Annotated in this window: 11 protein-coding genes, 10 tRNA genes, 3 rRNA genes and 1 other RNA gene; all 25 read right to left on the bottom strand. The window is 47.9% G+C overall.

Features of this window, described 5'->3' with window-relative positions; all coding sequences use genetic code 11:
* Positions 1–62 precede the first annotated feature (62 nt).
* The gene (locus MHB43_RS00740) at positions 63–1190 is read right to left on the bottom strand and encodes an ABC transporter ATP-binding protein (RefSeq protein ID WP_017691279.1); all 1128 of its coding nucleotides are present in this window, start codon (positions 1188–1190) and stop codon (positions 63–65) included.
* 103 nt (positions 1191–1293) lie between these two features.
* On the bottom strand, positions 1294–2487 hold the full coding sequence (locus MHB43_RS00735; protein ID WP_405131103.1) for a PucR family transcriptional regulator: 1194 nt from the start codon (positions 2485–2487) through the stop codon (positions 1294–1296).
* A 143-nt stretch (positions 2488–2630) separates the two neighbouring features.
* Positions 2631–2703, bottom strand: a tRNA-Lys gene (locus MHB43_RS00730).
* A gap of 7 nt (positions 2704–2710) precedes the next feature.
* Positions 2711–2796: transfer RNA gene (locus MHB43_RS00725), tRNA-Tyr, on the bottom strand.
* Positions 2797–2808: 12 nt separating this feature from the next.
* Positions 2809–2881, bottom strand: a tRNA-Phe gene (locus tag MHB43_RS00720).
* A gap of 21 nt (positions 2882–2902) precedes the next feature.
* Positions 2903–2980: transfer RNA gene (locus MHB43_RS00715), tRNA-Asp, on the bottom strand.
* 9 nt (positions 2981–2989) lie between these two features.
* Positions 2990–3065, bottom strand: a tRNA-Thr gene (locus MHB43_RS00710).
* Between the two features lie 5 nt (positions 3066–3070).
* Positions 3071–3146: transfer RNA gene (locus MHB43_RS00705), tRNA-Val, on the bottom strand.
* A 9-nt stretch (positions 3147–3155) separates the two neighbouring features.
* Positions 3156–3232, bottom strand: a tRNA-Met gene (locus MHB43_RS00700).
* Between the two features lie 43 nt (positions 3233–3275).
* A tRNA-Ser gene (locus MHB43_RS00695) sits at positions 3276–3367 on the bottom strand.
* 81 nt (positions 3368–3448) lie between these two features.
* Positions 3449–6376: ribosomal RNA gene (locus tag MHB43_RS00690) — 23S ribosomal RNA — on the bottom strand.
* Positions 6377–6582: 206 nt separating this feature from the next.
* Positions 6583–6658 (bottom strand) — tRNA-Ala (locus MHB43_RS00685).
* Between the two features lie 22 nt (positions 6659–6680).
* Positions 6681–6757: transfer RNA gene (locus MHB43_RS00680), tRNA-Ile, on the bottom strand.
* 36 nt (positions 6758–6793) lie between these two features.
* Positions 6794–6910, bottom strand: a 5S ribosomal RNA gene (gene rrf / locus MHB43_RS00675).
* 156 nt (positions 6911–7066) lie between these two features.
* Positions 7067–8619 (bottom strand): 16S ribosomal RNA (locus tag MHB43_RS00670).
* Together the 16S, 23S and 5S rRNA genes with 10 tRNA genes alongside form the textbook arrangement of a ribosomal RNA operon.
* A 348-nt stretch (positions 8620–8967) precedes the next feature.
* Positions 8968–9237, bottom strand: a complete 270-nt coding sequence (locus tag MHB43_RS00665) for a pro-sigmaK processing inhibitor BofA family protein (RefSeq protein ID WP_036607241.1) — start codon at positions 9235–9237, stop codon at positions 8968–8970.
* A gap of 32 nt (positions 9238–9269) precedes the next feature.
* Complete coding sequence (locus tag MHB43_RS00660) at positions 9270–9497, bottom strand: DUF2508 family protein (RefSeq protein WP_083657421.1); 228 nt, start codon at positions 9495–9497, stop codon at positions 9270–9272.
* 228 nt (positions 9498–9725) lie between these two features.
* Entirely contained in the window at positions 9726–10325 is a 600-nt protein-coding gene (gene recR / locus MHB43_RS00655; RefSeq protein ID WP_036607246.1) for a recombination mediator RecR, read from the bottom strand.
* Between the two features lie 35 nt (positions 10326–10360).
* Entirely contained in the window at positions 10361–10672 is a 312-nt protein-coding gene (locus MHB43_RS00650; RefSeq protein ID WP_036607248.1) for a YbaB/EbfC family nucleoid-associated protein, read from the bottom strand.
* A 41-nt stretch (positions 10673–10713) separates the two neighbouring features.
* Positions 10714–12459 (bottom strand): DNA polymerase III subunit gamma/tau, encoded by a 1746-nt coding sequence (gene dnaX, locus MHB43_RS00645; RefSeq protein WP_339181083.1) that lies wholly within the window; start codon positions 12457–12459, stop codon positions 10714–10716.
* Between the two features lie 172 nt (positions 12460–12631).
* Positions 12632–12899: signal recognition particle sRNA large type (ffs, locus tag MHB43_RS00640), an RNA gene on the bottom strand.
* Positions 12900–13047: 148 nt separating this feature from the next.
* The gene (gene rpmE, locus MHB43_RS00635; protein ID WP_036607255.1) at positions 13048–13245 is read right to left on the bottom strand and encodes a 50S ribosomal protein L31; all 198 of its coding nucleotides are present in this window, start codon (positions 13243–13245) and stop codon (positions 13048–13050) included.
* A gap of 102 nt (positions 13246–13347) precedes the next feature.
* Positions 13348–14622 carry a radical SAM protein gene (locus MHB43_RS00630; RefSeq protein WP_091039190.1) on the bottom strand — a complete coding sequence of 425 codons (1275 nt, stop codon included), beginning with the start codon at positions 14620–14622 and terminating at the stop codon, positions 13348–13350.
* 97 nt (positions 14623–14719) lie between these two features.
* Positions 14720–16045, bottom strand: coding sequence for a transcription termination factor Rho (gene rho / locus MHB43_RS00625; RefSeq protein ID WP_036607258.1), 1326 nt, complete (start codon positions 16043–16045; stop codon positions 14720–14722).
* Between the two features lie 464 nt (positions 16046–16509).
* Entirely contained in the window at positions 16510–17763 is a 1254-nt protein-coding gene (locus MHB43_RS00620) for a UDP-N-acetylglucosamine 1-carboxyvinyltransferase (protein ID WP_405131102.1), read from the bottom strand.
* Between the last annotated feature and the right edge of the window lie 58 nt (positions 17764–17821).

Here is a 17821-nt window from a genome sequence, read left to right as displayed (position 1 = left end):
TCTCATTACAATGTATAATTGCAATAACTGTCAGGTTCCATCGTCACCGAGGAATCCCAGTATTATTTGTCTTGAAGAAGTACGTTCACTTCAGTCTCTTTGTCAAAGATATGAACTTTGTTCATGTCGATGGCCATTTTAACTGTGGAACCATCACGAGTGTTAGAACGTCCGTCTACACGTGCGATTGTTGTATCATTACCAACACCGCTCAAGTAGAGGAGCATTTCGTGACCCAGGTTCTCTGTAACATCTACGTGTGTAGAGAATACGGAGTTCGGGGATGCTTCCAGGAATACTGGCTCTTCGTGAATGTCTTCTGGACGAACACCCAGAATCACTTCTTTGCCAATGTATCCTCTAGATTTCAACACTTGTGCTTTACCTTGCGGGATTTCAACATCCACACCAGGAGCTATGAAATGCATGCTAGTACCTTGCTCAGCGAGTTTACCCGAAATAAAGTTCATTGTCGGGGAACCGATGAAACCAGCTACGAACAGGTTAGCCGGCAGGTTATACAACTCTTCCGGAGAAGCTGCTTGTTGGATGATACCATCCTTCATAACAACGATCCGATCACCCATCGTCATAGCTTCGATCTGGTCATGCGTTACGTAGATAACAGTTGTTTCCAAACGTTTCGCAAGTTTAGTGATCTCTGCACGCATTTGACCACGCAGTTTGGCATCCAAGTTGGAGAGAGGCTCATCCATCAAGAACACTTGTGGATCACGGACAATCGCACGTCCCAAAGCGACACGTTGACGTTGACCACCGGACAATGCCTTAGGTTTACGCTCAAGCAAATGCTCGATATCCAGGATTTTAGCTGCTTCACGTACACGTTTGTCGATCTCATCTTTTTTAACCTTACGCAATTTCAAACCAAACGCCATGTTTTGATATACGCTCATATGCGGATACAAGGCATAGGATTGGAATACCATCGCGATATCGCGGTCTTTAGGTGCAACATCATTAACGACACGGTCACCGATATAGAGTTTACCTTCAGAAATTTCTTCAAGGCCTGCGATCATACGAAGTGTTGTTGACTTACCACAACCGGACGGACCTACCAGTACCAGAAATTCTTTATCTTTAATGTCCAGGTTAATGTCAACTACAGTTGCTTTATCAGAACCCGGGTATTTTTTGAAAATATGCTCTAAACGTACTCCAGCCATGATTGTTGCCTCCTCAGAGATCATTTTGTAATCGAATACAATTTGTATTTTTATAATACCCTATACACATGAGGTTTGACTATTCGCAAACTGCACAAAAATATCAATGCTTTTTCGTCACTTTGTACATTAGTAGTAAAAACTGCACTAGAACAGCACTTTCGAAGTGCCTCACATCATAGCCAATCTCCTGTTTGATCTTATCCAGACGGTATACCAACGTATTACGATGAATGAAAAGTCGTTTTGCGGTCTCGCTGACATTACAGTCCAGACTAAAAAAAGTCTCCAGCGTAGCAAGTGTCTCACTGTCATTGAAGATTAACGTGTCTTTGCCTGTTTCCTGTATAAAACGTGTACGCTGCTCATCTGGAATGCTCGCAACCAACCGCTCCAGGTGAAGATCCCATGGGAGATGGATATGCTGCGTAACATGGAATGCTCTCCCCAAGTGAACACTTTCTTTAAGAAGAGTTGTGACCGATACAAGTTGTTGCGCAGGAATGCATGGCAGAGATGCAGACAGATGGAACACCCCAGCCCACTCACTGGCAACCAATTCATGCAACCCCAGACAAAAAGCGTTCAGTGAATCCTTTTTGGCCTCCGTTGTATCTTCCTCGGCTTCTTCTGTAACAATTTCTTTATCACCCATGAAAATCCACTCTTGCTCCCCCAAAGGAATCAAGACAATCTCTTCACCAAAGTAACTCTCAAGCAACTTGTTGAGCTCCTTGGATCGTAAACGATGTGCATCCGGTGTATCCCCTTGCAGCAAGAACAGAATCTTCTCCGTATTCAACTCTGCTGCCACTACAAAGCGATCAGGGACCGCTTCAGATTTCTGCTTGGTTGGTTCTTCGATCTGCTCTTTAAGCCAGAGACCCAATTCAGTCAAATACTGCTCCCTATCATTCTCATATATAACAGGTTGTACCTCATCGGGTAGAGCCGTGTTAGTACGGATTACAAGCTCGATCAATTGTCGTGTTTCCAAGGTAATAGATCTTGCAGCGCATCCCCAACACACAACGTTCTCTTCTTTCTCATTCATCCGAACCTTAAAAAATATACGCTTTCCCGTATTTAAACTGATCACATCGGATGAAATTGGAGATGCAGATTGATCAGATAACTCCTGACGCTCACCTTCATCACCAAAGGTCTCTAAATTTTCATGATTACCAACTAGATTGGCAACAGATTGCATCCATTCTTCTATTGTAATTTCATATTCGTCCAAATTTGTGCCTATAATGACTTCAATTTGCTGTTTTAGATCAGGTATGAGCTTCATATAATGAACGTCACCACTCTGCATGTTTTCTATTAGTTTATCATATCTTGCCGAGTATTAATAAAAATCCATATTGAGTTAAAATCACATAACAAAAAAGAGCGACTAATCAAATTAATGATTAATCACTCTTTTTTTAAAGATGAGTCATGAAGGGCTCGAACCTTCGACACCCTGATTAAAAGTCAGGTGCTCTACCAACTGAGCTAATGACTCATAAAACTGGTGGAGGATGATGGATTCGAACCACCGAACCCGTACGGGAGCAGATTTACAGTCTGATGCGTTTGGCCACTTCGCTAATCCTCCAGGGATTAAAGGTGGCTCGGGACGGAATCGAACCGCCGACACGAGGATTTTCAGTCCTCTGCTCTACCGACTGAGCTACCGAGCCATATTTAATTTTTAGGATTAATGGCGGAACCGACGGGATTCGAACCCGCGATCTCCTGCGTGACAGGCAGGCATGTTAGGCCAACTACACCACGGTTCCAGGCATTAATGGTGCCGGCGAGAGGACTTGAACCCCCAACCTACTGATTACAAGTCAGTTGCTCTACCAGTTGAGCTACACCGGCGTATATGGTGGAGGCTGAGGGGATCGAACCCCCGACCCTCTGCTTGTAAGGCAGATGCTCTCCCAGCTGAGCTAAGCCTCCTGGGTAATATGGTAGCGGCGGAGGGGATCGAACCCCCGACCTTACGGGTATGAACCGTACGCTCTAGCCAGCTGAGCTACACCGCCATATTAATTGTGTCTTGATTGCTTGTCCACCTTTAGGTAAAGATGGCGGAGAGAGAGGGATTCGAACCCTCGCACCGCTTACGCAGTCTAACCCCTTAGCAGAGGGTCCCCTTATAGCCACTTGGGTATCTCTCCGAATAACAATCATCAACATCATTCAAGGATTGCTCCCTGAAAACTAGATTCGAAACGAAACATGCGAATTACAACTTGCTATTGGATAAGCCCTCGACCGATTAGTACTGGTCAGCTCCATGCATTGCTGCACTTCCACCCCCAGCCTATCTACCTCGTCGTCTTCAAGGGGTCTTACATACTGGGAAATCTCATCTTGAGGGGGGCTTCACGCTTAGATGCTTTCAGCGTTTATCCCGTCCGTACATAGCTACCCAGCGGTGCTCCTGGCGGAACAACTGGTACACCAGCGGTACGTCCATCCCGGTCCTCTCGTACTAAGGACAGCTCCTCTCAAATTTCCTACGCCCACGACAGATAGGGACCGAACTGTCTCACGACGTTCTGAACCCAGCTCGCGTACCGCTTTAATGGGCGAACAGCCCAACCCTTGGGACCTACTTCAGCCCCAGGATGCGATGAGCCGACATCGAGGTGCCAAACCTCCCCGTCGATGTGGACTCTTGGGGGAGATAAGCCTGTTATCCCCAGGGTAGCTTTTATCCGTTGAGCGATGGCCCTTCCATGCGGTACCACCGGATCACTAAGCCCGACTTTCGTCCCTGCTCGACTTGTAGGTCTCGCAGTCAAGCTCCCTTATGCCTTTGCACTCTTCGAATGATTTCCAACCATTCTGAGGGAACCTTTGGGCGCCTCCGTTACTCTTTAGGAGGCGACCGCCCCAGTCAAACTGCCCACCTGACACTGTCCCCGCACCGGATTACGGTACCAGGTTAGAACCTAGATACGATCAGGGTGGTATCCCAACGTTGCCTCCATGCAAGCTGGCGCTCACACTTCAAAGGCTCCCACCTATCCTGTACAGATCGTACCCAAATTCAATATCAAGCTGCAGTAAAGCTCCATGGGGTCTTTCCGTCTTGTCGCGGGTAACCTGCATCTTCACAGGTATTAAAATTTCACCGGATCTCTCGTTGAGACAGCGCCCAAGTCGTTACGCCATTCGTGCGGGTCAGAATTTACCTGACAAGGAATTTCGCTACCTTAGGACCGTTATAGTTACGGCCGCCGTTTACTGGGGCTTCGGTTCACAGCTTCGGGATTACTCCCTAACCACTCCCCTTAACCTTCCAGCACCGGGCAGGCGTCAGCCCGTATACTTCGCCTTACGGCTTCGCACAGACCTGTGTTTTTGCTAAACAGTCGCTTGGGCCTTTTCACTGCGGCCCCCTCGTGCTATTCACACTACCGGGGCACCCCTTCTCCCGAAGTTACGGGGTCATTTTGCCGAGTTCCTTAACGAGAGTTCTTCCGCGCGCCTTAGAATACTCTTCTCGCCTACCTGTGTCGGTTTGCGGTACGGGCACCATCACCTGGCTAGAGGCTTTTCTTGGCAGTGTGAGATCATGACCTTCGCTACTATAATTTTCGCTCCCCATCACAGCTCAGCCTTACAATGTGCGGATTTGCCTACACATCAGCCTCACTGCTTAGACGGACATCCATCAGTCCGCGTCACTACCCTACTGCGTCCCCCCATTGCTCATAACGGCTTACGGTGGTACAGGAATTTCGACCTGTTGTCCTTCGACTACGCCTTTCGGCCTCGCCTTAGGTCCCGACTTACCCTGAGCGGACGAGCCTTCCTCAGGAACCCTTAGGCTTTCGGCGGATCAGATTCTCACTGATCTTTTCGTTACTCATACCGGCATTCTCACTTGTATAATGTCCAGCGCTCCTTACGGTACACCTTCAACCCTTATACAACGCTCCCCTACCCCTGATGCAAAGCATCAAGCCATAGCTTCGGTGGTGTGTTTAGCCCCGTTACATTTTCGGCGCAGAGTCACTCGACCAGTGAGCTATTACGCACTCTTTCAATGATGGCTGCTTCTAAGCCAACATCCTGGTTGTCTGTGCAACTCCACATCCTTTCCCACTTAACACACACTTGGGGACCTTAGCTGATGGTCTGGGCTGTTTCCCTTTTGACAATGGATCTTAGCACTCACTGTCTGACTCCCGGAAGTAAGTCTATGGCATTCGGAGTTTGACTGAGCTTGGTAACCCTTGCGGGCCCCGCACCCAATCAGTGCTCTACCTCCACGACTCTGTTTTCCGAGGCTAGCCCTAAAGCTATTTCGGGGAGAACCAGCTATCTCCGAGTTCGATTGGAATTTCTCCGCTACCCCCACCTCATCCCCGCATTTTTCAACATGCGTGGGTTCGGGCCTCCAGTGCGTGTTACCGCACCTTCACCCTGGACAGGGGTAGATCACCCGGTTTCGGGTCTACGTCCACGTACTATGTCGCCCTATTCAGACTCGCTTTCGCTGCGGCTCCGGCTCTTCACCTTAACCTTGCACGGGAACGTAACTCGCCGGTTCATTCTACAAAAGGCACGCCATCACCCCTAAAACGGGCTCTGACTTTTTGTAAGCACACGGTTTCAGGTTCTATTTCACTCCCCTTCCGGGGTGCTTTTCACCTTTCCCTCACGGTACTGCTTCACTATCGGTCGCTAGGAAGTATTTAGCCTTGGCAGATGGTCCTGCCGGATTCATACGGGGTTTCACGTGCCCCGCACTACTCGGGATCCGTCTCGGAGGGAACAGACTTTCAACTACAGGGCTTTTACCTTCTTTGGCGGGCCTTTCCAGACCTCTTCGCTTAACCGGTTCCTTTGTAACTCCATGTGAGACGTCCCACAACCCCAAAGAGCAAGCTCTTTGGTTTGGGCTTCTCCGCGTTCGCTCGCCGCTACTGACGGAATCACTATTGTTTTCTCTTCCTCAGGGTACTTAGATGTTTCAGTTCCCCTGGTATGCCTCTACACAACCTATGTATTCAGTTGTGAGTAACTGGAAATTACCCCAGCTGGGTTTCCCCATTCGGACACCCCCGGATCAAAGCTTGCTTACAGCTCCCCGAGGCAGTTTCGTTGTTCGCCACGTCCTTCATCGGCTCCTAGCGCCTAGGCATCCTCCGTGTGCTCTTAGTAGCTTAACCATTTTGTTCCGGTTTCGGTCGCTCGCTTCCCTTGTTTTGCTTGCGCAAAGCCAAAAGTCGCTCTCACCCGATACCATCACAAAAGCAATTTAACTACCTTTATACACTTGACTTGTTTGCACAAGTTCAGCTTAAAGGAATGTTCTAATTCGCGTTTGTTTCGTTTCGATATCTAGTTTTCAAAGAACAAACTTGTAAAACATTTTTGGTGGAGCCAAGCGGGATCGAACCGCTGACCTCCTGCTTGCAAGGCAGGCGCTCTCCCAGCTGAGCTATGGCCCCATATAAAGTTTAAAGGTATAGATGGTGGGCCCTGGTGGACTCGAACCACCGGCCTCACCCTTATCAGAGGTGCGCTCTAACCAACTGAGCTAAGGGCCCACATTACATATACTATTTGAACCCAAAATGGGTTACGCTTGGCGGCGTTCTACTCTCCCAGGACCCTGCGGTCCAAGTACCATTGACGCTGAAGGGCTTAACGGTCGTGTTCGGGATGGGAACGTGTGGAACCCCTTCGCTATCGCCACCAAACGTTTGAGAGTTTGAACTCTCAAAACTGAGCAACGAGTGAGTTGCTTTGCTCTTCATTTCATCCACACCGAAGTGATAGACCAAAATGAATCGCTGTTGTAGGTTCTAAGAACCTACTTATTTGAATGTTTCCACTCGGGAAACGATTCTCCATAGAAAGGAGGTGATCCAGCCGCACCTTCCGATACGGCTACCTTGTTACGACTTCACCCCAATCATCTATCCCACCTTCGGCGGCTGGCTCCTTGCGGTTACCCCACCGACTTCGGGTGTTATAAACTCTCGTGGTGTGACGGGCGGTGTGTACAAGACCCGGGAACGTATTCACCGCGGCATGCTGATCCGCGATTACTAGCAATTCCGACTTCATGCAGGCGAGTTGCAGCCTGCAATCCGAACTGAGACCGGCTTTGTTGGGATTGGCTCCATCTCGCGATTTCGCAGCCCGTTGTACCGGCCATTGTAGTACGTGTGTAGCCCAGGTCATAAGGGGCATGATGATTTGACGTCATCCCCACCTTCCTCCGGTTTGTCACCGGCAGTCTATCTAGAGTGCCCACCCGAAGTGCTGGCAACTAAATATAAGGGTTGCGCTCGTTGCGGGACTTAACCCAACATCTCACGACACGAGCTGACGACAACCATGCACCACCTGTCTCCTCTGTCCCGAAGGAAAGATACATCTCTGTACCGATCAGAGGGATGTCAAGACCTGGTAAGGTTCTTCGCGTTGCTTCGAATTAAACCACATACTCCACTGCTTGTGCGGGTCCCCGTCAATTCCTTTGAGTTTCAGTCTTGCGACCGTACTCCCCAGGCGGAGTGCTTAATGTGTTAACTTCGGCACCAAGGGTATCGAAACCCCTAACACCTAGCACTCATCGTTTACGGCGTGGACTACCAGGGTATCTAATCCTGTTTGCTCCCCACGCTTTCGCGCCTCAGCGTCAGTTACAGCCCAGAGAGTCGCCTTCGCCACTGGTGTTCCTCCACATATCTACGCATTTCACCGCTACACGTGGAATTCCACTCTCCTCTTCTGCACTCAAGTCACCCAGTTTCCAGTGCGATCCGGGGTTGAGCCCCGGGATTAAACACCAGACTTAAATGACCGCCTGCGCGCGCTTTACGCCCAATAATTCCGGACAACGCTTGCCCCCTACGTATTACCGCGGCTGCTGGCACGTAGTTAGCCGGGGCTTTCTTCTCAGGTACCGTCACCTTGAGAGCAGTTACTCTCCCAAGCGTTCTTCCCTGGCAACAGAGCTTTACGATCCGAAAACCTTCATCACTCACGCGGCATTGCTCCGTCAGGCTTTCGCCCATTGCGGAAGATTCCCTACTGCTGCCTCCCGTAGGAGTCTGGGCCGTGTCTCAGTCCCAGTGTGGCCGATCACCCTCTCAGGTCGGCTACGCATCGTCGCCTTGGTGAGCCGTTACCCCACCAACTAGCTAATGCGCCGCAGGCCCATCCCCAAGTGACAGATTGCTCCGTCTTTCCAGTTTCCTTCAGGCGAAGAAAACAATTATTCGGTATTAGCTACCGTTTCCGGTAGTTGTCCCAAACTTGAGGGCAGGTTGCCTACGTGTTACTCACCCGTCCGCCGCTAAGTATCAAGGAAGCAAGCTTCCTATCAACTCCGCTCGACTTGCATGTATTAGGCATGCCGCCAGCGTTCGTCCTGAGCCAGGATCAAACTCTCCAATAAAGTATTGAAAAGAGCGATAAGCTCATTTTGAATCTGACGAGATTAAAAATCTCATTTGTGCTCCAGTCGATTCAAGCCAAGGCTTGTCTCCAACTTTTGCGTTCATTCTGCAAGCAAAATGTTTACTCACTCGTTGTTCAGTTTTCAAAGATCAAACTCGTTTTTTCGTCACCATTTTCTCTCAGCGGCGACTTTTATAATATATCATACTTCGTTTGTTTTGGTCAAGTGTTTTTTTGAAATTCTTTTTCGAAGTTCGTAATGAACTCCTTCATTTCATCTAAAGCATCTAACCAAGCAAGCAAAGCAACGAGATATAATGTACCATATAAATATCCTGCGAGTCAACTATCCGAACAAAGAAATTTTTAACCCTAATAATAGCCCCACACCTGGCAATCCCAAAACAGTTACAGTCCCTATCGTTGCAGGGTTCAGCGGGATGTAGGTTCCTGTAATCCAGCCAGAATAATTCACGATATATATCCCTACTGCAGCCAACACCAGATGAATTCCAAATGACGTGAAAAACGATAACCCTATCCGCTTTCTGAATAAAATAACGATAAGCCCCAGTAATGATATAACCAATACACTTCCCAGTATGATACTCTTCATATGTTACACCTCCATGTTTAATGTAAACGCGTCTACATACTAATCCCCCGTTGTGATGTAACATCATCATTAGCTCTGGCTCGCTTTGCTCTTCTCAAGTGGATCTGGTACTTCCGCTCAGCTGCCTCCAATACATAAATGGCATAATCAATCTCATCCTGCCCCTGCGCATCTTCAAACTGTCTCATAGCCCGTTCCCATTCCTGCTTAGCCATCTGAATATCTGCATAGATCTGATCCGCCTCAAGTTCCTTCAACATTCTGTTGTGTTTCTCTACCGAGTTCCGTGTATTTCGCCACAAAAACATAAACTCTCCCCCTCCTGATCAGCACAGCATATTCTCATACTTATCAGGGAAAGGACAAACTTAGAACTCGGACATTCATTTTCTTCATAAAAAAAAGAGAGCCCTAAGGCTCTCTTTGCACATCGAAACTTATTTAGCATCCGAAGTTACCAAGGAAGTCCGCTGCGTAAATTGAACACACTAACGCATCTCCCTGCGCCCTTCCAACGCTTTGGAAAGGGTCACTTCATCCGCATACTCAAGATCGCCACCTACAGGCAATCCATGCGCAATCCGGGTCACACTGATCTCAAATGGACGCACCAAGCGGGAGATATACATCGCTGTAGCCTCCCCCTCAATATTGGGGTTTGTCGCCAATATGATCTCTTTTATACGTTCATCACTTAATCGAACCAAGAGTTCCTTCAAACGAATATCGTCTGGGCCAATTCCCTCCATAGGTGAAATCGCGCCCTGTAACACATGATAGTACCCATCGAATTCCTTGGTGCGCTCCATGGCCACCAGATCTTTCGAATCCTGAACTACACAGATTACAGATACATCCCTGGACTTATCCTGACAGATGCGACATGGGTCCGTATCAGTGATATTACAACATACAGAACAGTAATGAAGATTACGTTTCACACTTACGAGCGCTTTGGCAAAATCGATAACGTCATCTTCCTTCATGTTAAGCACATGAAAAGCTAAACGCGCTGCTGTCTTGGGACCCACACCCGGCAACCGGGTGAAGGCATCAATCAGCTTGGCTATTGGTTCGGGATAATACAATCGATTGTGTCTCCTTTGACAGGATCAATTTTTAATTAAAATAATCCCGGAATATTCATGCCGCCTGTGAACTTGCCCATATCCTTGTTGGCAATCTCATCGGCTTTGGCCATTGCATCATTAACAGCTGTCATAACGAGATCCTGCAACATTTCAACATCTTCCGGATCTACCGCTTCAGGTTTGATCGTGATAGCAAGCAATTTCTTGTGTCCGTTAACTTCAGCCGTCACTACACCGCCACCAGAAGTACCTTGGACTGTTTTGTCCGCCAGTTCCTCTTGTGCTTTCAGCATTTGCTCCTGCATTTTCTTCACTTGTTTCATCATTTGGTTCATGTTGTTCATAATTGTTCATCTCCTTTGTTATGGTTATCGCGCTATGCGCATTATTCTTTGATCACTACAAGGTCCTCACCAAAGAGCTGGATGGCTTCATCAATCCAAGGCTGTTTGTTGCCTGAACCGCCGTCTTCATGCTCAGGTTCAAGCTTAAAGTCCTCCTTTGGCGCTTCAGAAGCTCCCTCCATTGCTCCGGTCCAATCTTTGAGCATCATCGTCACCAATCGTGCAGGACGCCCAAGCTGTTCCGACAACACCCGCTCAATGACTTCACGGTTAGCCTGCTTCTCCGTTGTTTCACGGTGAATGTTGTTTTTAAAAGCAACCAACACATTATCTTCAAGCAATGATACCGGCTCACCATCCACAAACCAGGCGTGAACGGTAACCCTCTCTTCCTTCACTCGTTGCAGGATCTGACTCCATTTTTTGCTGATCTCCGCGAACTCAGGGGCTCCCTTGCGCACAACATACTGATCCAACTGTGCAGGAAGCTTCGCGGGCGAGTTGCCTCTCGATACAGGGGCCCTTGTTGCCGGACGAGATGGAGCACTCGATGCACCTTCTCCACCAGACAAACCACTTTTCAGTGCACGATCCAACTTCTTCTCCAACTCAGCAAGCTGCTGCTTCAAGCGGTTGATCTCTCCTCCATCGGCAGGTGCTGCATGAGCTGAAGCTCCCACCTGAATAGAAGCCTCACCTTGAGCTGGAATACTACACAGTTTAAGCAATGCAACTTCAAATAATGTCTGTGGTTGTACTGCATATTTCATTTCACTCTGGTACCGATTAAGGGTGTCAATCATGTGGAACAGTTGTTCCCTGGTGAATGACTCCGCCATATCACGGAAAGATTCCGGATTAAGTACCCGGTCCGTCAGTTTATCTGCATCAGGTACCATCTTAATCATAAGCAAATCACGGAAATAATACAGCAAATTCTCCATACACTTGTCTGCACTCTTTCCTTCATGCATGAAACCTTCAATCATCTGCAAAATATGACCAACATCACCCTTGAGCAGCGAAGCAGCCAGTTTGGCAAATTGCTCTGAAGCAATCCCACCCGTCATGTCCATGACCTGCTGGTACGTTACCCGTCCATCCGTAAATGAAGAGATCTGATCCAGTACACTAAGTGCATCCCTCATTCCACCGTCCGATAAACGGGCAATGTATTGGAGCGCATCCTGGTCAGCTTCCATGCCTTCCTGTTCACAGATCAGTGTAAGTCTTGCTGTCTGCTCTTCCAGGGATACCCGGCGAAAATCAAATCGCTGACAGCGCGATATAATGGTAGCCGGAAGGCGGTGCGGTTCCGTTGTTGCCAAAATAAACATCACATGTGGTGGCGGCTCTTCCAATGTTTTGAGCAAAGCATTGAATGCCTCCGTTGTCAGCATGTGCACTTCATCAATAATATAGACTTTCTGCCGGACCTCGGTTGGCGCATATTTAACCTTTTCCCGAAGATCACGGATTTCTTCAACGCCCCGATTGGATGCAGCATCAATCTCCTGCACATCCATCACAGCGCCAGTCGTAATTCTGCGGCAAGCTTCACACTCGTTACAAGGTTCAGGCGCAGGCCCACGTTCGCAGTTCACAGCTTTGGCCAAAATCTTGGCGGCACTTGTCTTTCCCGTTCCTCTGGGCCCGCTAAATAAGTAGGCATGGGAAGTCCGCTGTTCACGAATCGCGTTCTGCAAGGTCTGAATAATATGCTGTTGCCCCACCATATCTTGAAACGACTGGGGACGCCAAGCCCGGTATAACGCGATATGCTCCATGATGCGTTACCTTCCTTCCACTTCGCATTCGAGTCCTTTGTCGTTCCCCTATTATACTATATTCTAGGGTGAATCCAAACTTTATCTGACTCATTCATGCGGTTTATTAAGACATATCAAAAAGACCTCTGCATACATACTACTGCAAAGGTCTCTACATTTAAAAGGTAAGCCGTGCACCTGCTATCGATATTTGCGATCCAAGTGGCACCCCTGAACAATAGCTCGGGCTAGGCAACCCTCCGGCACAAGAGTGATCTCACTTATGGCTGCTTCCTTCCGGACCTGACCAGGTTCATGAGTACTCATTGCGGAGGACCCAACCGTCAACACCACGTTTAGGGACCAAACCTCACATCGGCAAAACCTCTAGCAGGAATTCAACCTCGCTATAGCGGATTGCGAGTTACAGGGCACCGCTACCTCCCCATCTAGCACGGTAAGAAATAGTATAACGTAAGGTTATCCAAATTGCAACCAGAGGAACTCGTAAGCAAACATGCTTACCTATAAAATATATAAAAACCCCTGCCAGATCAGCAGGGGTGTGTTGGATGCAATTAGCAGACAACTCCAAGAATTGTCCAATTAGATTCCGTATTTCTTCTTGAAACGATCAACACGGCCGCCAGCATCGATAAACTTCTGTTTACCTGTGAAGAACGGGTGGCACGCGGAGCAAATCTCTACACGAAGTCCGTCTTTAACCGAACCTGTCTCAAAAGTATTCCCGCAAGCGCAAGATACTTGACCAATCGTGTAATTAGGATGAATTGCTTCTTTCATTACCTTTCACCTCTTTCCGCCCTGAGCCTCAAGCGGACCCAGAGTAAATGGCACAACTCTGAGATTATAACACGGCCTTGTGCCTGTTGCAATCCATTATTGTTATGAGGTAATCAACCGTTTTGGACGTGCCATTCCAGCGGGTGGAACATGGGTATACGATCCGATCACAACATCAGGCAGCTCGTCTTCAAAAATCTCAATCATCTGCTTCATGCCCAAGATATCACCTTGAGCAGGAGGAATTAATTCCAGATAGCTCTCTGGATCAATATTGAGATTACGCATCTGAATCAAGCGTAGATCGGTTCTTCTCGCAAACTCAATCATCGCCTCAATCTCTTCTTCACGATCTGTTACGCCCGGGAAGATCAGATAGTTAATGGACGTGTATACACCCTGCTGCGCTGCGTACTTCATCGACTTCTCAACGTTGGCTAAGGTATAACCACGCGGTTTATAGTAGGCGTTATAATGGTCATCCAGTGCACTAATTGTACTTACGCGCATCAGATCCAATCCAGCATCTACAATACCTCTAATGTGATCATTCAGACCAGCATTGGTATTAATGTTGATATATCCCATGTCCGTTACGGAACGCACTTCGCGAATTGCTTCAATAATCAGCTTGGCCTGCGTGGAAGGCTCCCCTTCACAACCTTGTCCAAAACTAATGATAGACTCCGGCGTCTTCAGGTGTTCCAGCATAACCTCCACAATCTCATCCACACGTGGTCGGAAGTTCATACGTGTCTGCGGAGAAACAAATCCGCTATCATCCGGTTGCTCGGAGATACACCCGAAACAGCCCGCATTGCATGAATAGGATACCGGCACTCCACCTTCCCAACGATTCAGGAACGTGTTTGATGAAGTTAGGCATTCATATCCAAGCGCACAGTTGGATAGATGGGTATAAAGACGGTTCTCAGGATATTGCTCCGTCAACCGTTTAACTCCGGAACGCACATCGTCACGATCACAGTTCAGAGGATTCCATTGGTCAGGACTATCCGACTTCGCAGCCGTGACATAGAAACCGCCATCCTTCCAAACCACTGCGGAATAACCGAATAACGGCAATTTATACTCTTTATCCGTCTTCACATAACCAGGGAGACACAAACGAGTGAATCCCTGTGGAAGCAACGCACCTACAGCCTGTGTGTCCGTTGGCATTGGTAGCATCTCACCGGTATCCGGGTCCATACCAATGGGCCGGGTGCTCGGGAGTCCAACCAACGTTGCACCCTCTGGCAAAGGGATGAGTTCGTCTTCCATAATCTCAACGATCATATCTCCACTGCGGGCAAGCCCGTACAGGGAAGGATGATCAAATACATTACCTTTTTCATCTGCGTATACTAAATACATGATGTTCTCCTCACATCTAATGGGTTAAACCTAACGACGAGTGTATTGTAACATTCACAGCAATGCTGCAAAAAGAAAGTGATTAGTCAAACGGCAATTACGTCGATGTACCTGACGTAGCTGTCTGTCTAGGTGAACGACGGGTTGTTGTTGTCCCGGAATTGCTTGTTGGACTATTACCAGCTGAATCAAATGCCGCCAAAAACTCTGCATTTGTCTTGCTGTTACGAAGTTTTTTCAGGAATCCTTCAACAAAGTCATGGGAATCATTCATGTTTTTACGAATCGCCCAGATTGTATCCAACTCTTCCTTGCTAAGCAACACTTCTTCACGACGTGTACCCGAACGACGAATGTCGATTGCCGGGAATATGCGGCGCTCTGCCAGACGACGGTCTAGATGAAGCTCCATATTACCTGTACCCTTAAATTCTTCATAGATGACGTCATCCATACGTGATCCAGTATCAATTAATGCCGTTGCCAAGATGGTCAAGCTTCCGCCTTCTTCCACATTCCGGGCAGAACCGAAGAAACGTTTCGGACGATGGAATGCAGCTGGGTCAATACCACCACTAAGCGTACGACCGGATGGTGGAATAACCAGGTTATATGCACGGGCAAGACGTGTAATGCTATCCAGCAGGATAACGACATCCTTTTTGGCCTCAACCAAACGAAGCGCACGTTCAAGCACCAATTCCGCCACCTTAATATGATTCTCAGGCAGTTCATCAAATGTTGAAGCCACAACTTCCCCTTTTACCGAACGCGACATATCCGTTACTTCCTCTGGACGTTCGTCAATCAACAGGACAAACAGTTCAATTTCAGGATTGTTAGTTGAGATGCTGTTGGCAATTTCTTTGAGGAGAAGCGTTTTACCCGCTTTGGGAGGTGCTACGATCAATCCGCGCTGTCCCAATCCTACCGGGGCGAGCACATCCATAATGCGTGTGGACAAATGGTTGGGGGATGTTTCGAGAACCAGTTTTTTCTGCGGATACAGTGGGGTTAGTGCCGGGAAGTGAAGTCGCTCTGCAGCCGCCGATGGATTCTCACCATTTACAGCGTTGACTTGCAACAAACCGAAGTATCTCTCATTTTCCTTAGGCGTTCTACACTTACCTGATACGAGGTCACCTGTTCTGAGGTCAAACTTGCGAATCTGAGAAGCTGAGATGTAGATGTCTTCCGTACTTGGCAAGTAGTTGATAGGTCTTAAGAATCCGTAACCTTCAGGTAAAATCTCGAGTACGCCTTGCATGAACATCAGGCCACTCTGTTCAGCTTGTGCACGTAGTATAGCAAAGATTAATTCTTTCTTTTTTAACGTACCATAGTAAGGTATCTGATATTTTTTGGCCAGTTTGTAGAGGTCCGTTAGTTTCATTTCTTCCAAATCGGAAATTTGTAGATCCATATAATAACCACCTATTCAATTAATAAGTCCGTGTGAAATGGATAGTTTCGCTAGATGTTCCGGCTATAGAGCGCAGCGTCTGCCACAATCTCTTCTGTCCATTGTACGGAATGTAACCGTTATAATGCAAATACTTGTCTTTGAGTGTAAGTTTCCGGGTGGGCTGGCCAACATTCGGCAAGATCCGCTATTGAGTGAACGATGCATTGAGGCGATCAATCCGGATAGACCGGCTGTGGAGCGCAGTTCAAACAAAACCGGGGGTTGGGGATGAGAAATGATGTTCTTACAGCCATATGAAGTTTAATTCAAAAAAAGACCCTCCGGTAAAGGAAACAGAAACATTTCGTCTTATGCCGGAGAGACTGAGAACTCTATTAAAACAGGTTTACCCAATCAACAAAAAGATATGCAGTTCAGTTAAAAAAACATGTGTAGGACCGAACTATGCATAACGCTTCCTATTAATCAGTTTCCCGCCATACATCTGCACCGAGCAGGCGCAGATTAGTCACCAGATGATCATAACCGCGGTTGATATATTCGACCCCCGTTACTTCAGTCACACCTTCACTGACAGTGAGACCTGCAATTACCAGCGCTGCCCCAGCGCGAAGATCGGATGCTTTTACTTTGGCTGCGTTTAATGCACTGCCTTCAATAATCGCTGACCGTCCTTCTACTCGAATCTTTGCACCCATCCGCACTAACTCAGGCACATGCTTGAACCGATTACTGTATACAAAGTCGCTCAGGACGCTCACACCGGTTGCCTGTGTCAAAACACTGGTCATGGGTGACTGTAGATCCGTTGGAAAACCAGGATATACAAGTGCCTTCACGTCAACGTGGTTATAGCTTGGTTTACCAATGACACGTATACTTTCATCCAATTCCTCAATACCAACACCCATTTCCAGCAGCTTTGCCGTTAAAGCTTCCAGATGTTTGGGAATCACATTGTCAATCAGAACATCTCCGCGCGTCGCCGCTGCAGCGATCATATACGTACCTGCTTGGATACGGTCCGGAATGATGGAATGACGGCAGCCTTTAAGCTCCGAGACCCCTTCAATACGGATCGTTTCGGTACCTGCACCCTTGATGCTGGCACCCATGGAATTCAGAAGTGTTGCTACATCTATAATCTCAGGCTCTTTAGCCGCGTTTTCGATAATTGTAGAGCCTTTGGCACGAGTAGCCGCCAGCATGATATTAATGGTTGCGCCGACACTGCTTACATCAAGATAGATTTTTGCTCCGCGCAGCTCTTTGGCATGCAAATGAATGGAGCCATGTTCGTTTGTTACTGTTGCGCCAAGCGCTTCAAAACCTTTGATATGTTGATCAATTGGCCGAGGCTCAAAATTACAGCCCCCTGGTAAACCTATGGTCGCTTCTTTGAAACGCCCTAGCAATGCACCCATCATATAATACGAAGCGCGAAGCTTCTTCACGGGACCATTCGGCATAGGAATGGATTTGATGTCAGAAGGGTCAATCTTCATCTGACTGCCTTCCCAAGTCACACGTGCTCCGAGTTCCTCCAAAATTTCTGCATAAACCGCCACGTCACTCAAAAGCGGCAGGTTGTCCAACACGACTTCTGACTCGGCAAGCAATGCTGCAGGAATAAGCGCAATGGCGCTGTTCTTGGCGCCGCTTATAGTTACAGTTCCCTGTAACGGACGTCCGCCACTAATCATCAATTTTTCCATAAAGCTTAATGTCCCCCTACGTGTTTTGCAGCCGATGAACGGCAATACGTGCTGTTGG

Origin of the sequence: Paenibacillus sp. FSL H8-0317 (assembly GCF_045040685.1) — a bacterium.
Classification (GTDB): Bacteria; Bacillota; Bacilli; order Paenibacillales; family Paenibacillaceae; genus Paenibacillus.
The sequence above is the reverse complement of the archived record's forward strand: the minus strand, read 5'-3'. Positions and strand labels throughout refer to the sequence as shown.

Excerpts from the sequence above, each read along its gene's own strand:
- MHB43_RS00735 (WP_405131103.1), bottom strand. The coding sequence starts at position 2,487 with ATGAAGCTCATACCTGATCTAAAACAGCAAATTGAAGTCATTATAGGC.
- MHB43_RS00620 (WP_405131102.1), bottom strand. The coding sequence starts at position 17,763 with ATGGAAAAATTGATGATTAGTGGCGGACGTCCGTTACAGGGAACTGTA.
- rpmE (WP_036607255.1), bottom strand. The coding sequence starts at position 13,245 with ATGAAAGAAGCAATTCATCCTAATTACACGATTGGTCAAGTATCTTGC.
- MHB43_RS00630 (WP_091039190.1), bottom strand. The coding sequence starts at position 14,622 with ATGTATTTAGTATACGCAGATGAAAAAGGTAATGTATTTGATCATCCT.
- MHB43_RS00650 (WP_036607248.1), bottom strand. The coding sequence starts at position 10,672 with ATGAACAACATGAACCAAATGATGAAACAAGTGAAGAAAATGCAGGAG.
- MHB43_RS00665 (WP_036607241.1), bottom strand. The coding sequence starts at position 9,237 with ATGAAGAGTATCATACTGGGAAGTGTATTGGTTATATCATTACTGGGG.
- rho (WP_036607258.1), bottom strand. The coding sequence starts at position 16,045 with ATGGATCTACAAATTTCCGATTTGGAAGAAATGAAACTAACGGACCTC.
- dnaX (WP_339181083.1), bottom strand. The coding sequence starts at position 12,459 with ATGGAGCATATCGCGTTATACCGGGCTTGGCGTCCCCAGTCGTTTCAA.
- MHB43_RS00740 (WP_017691279.1), bottom strand. The coding sequence starts at position 1,190 with ATGGCTGGAGTACGTTTAGAGCATATTTTCAAAAAATACCCGGGTTCT.
- MHB43_RS00660 (WP_083657421.1), bottom strand. The coding sequence starts at position 9,497 with ATGTTGAAGGAACTTGAGGCGGATCAGATCTATGCAGATATTCAGATG.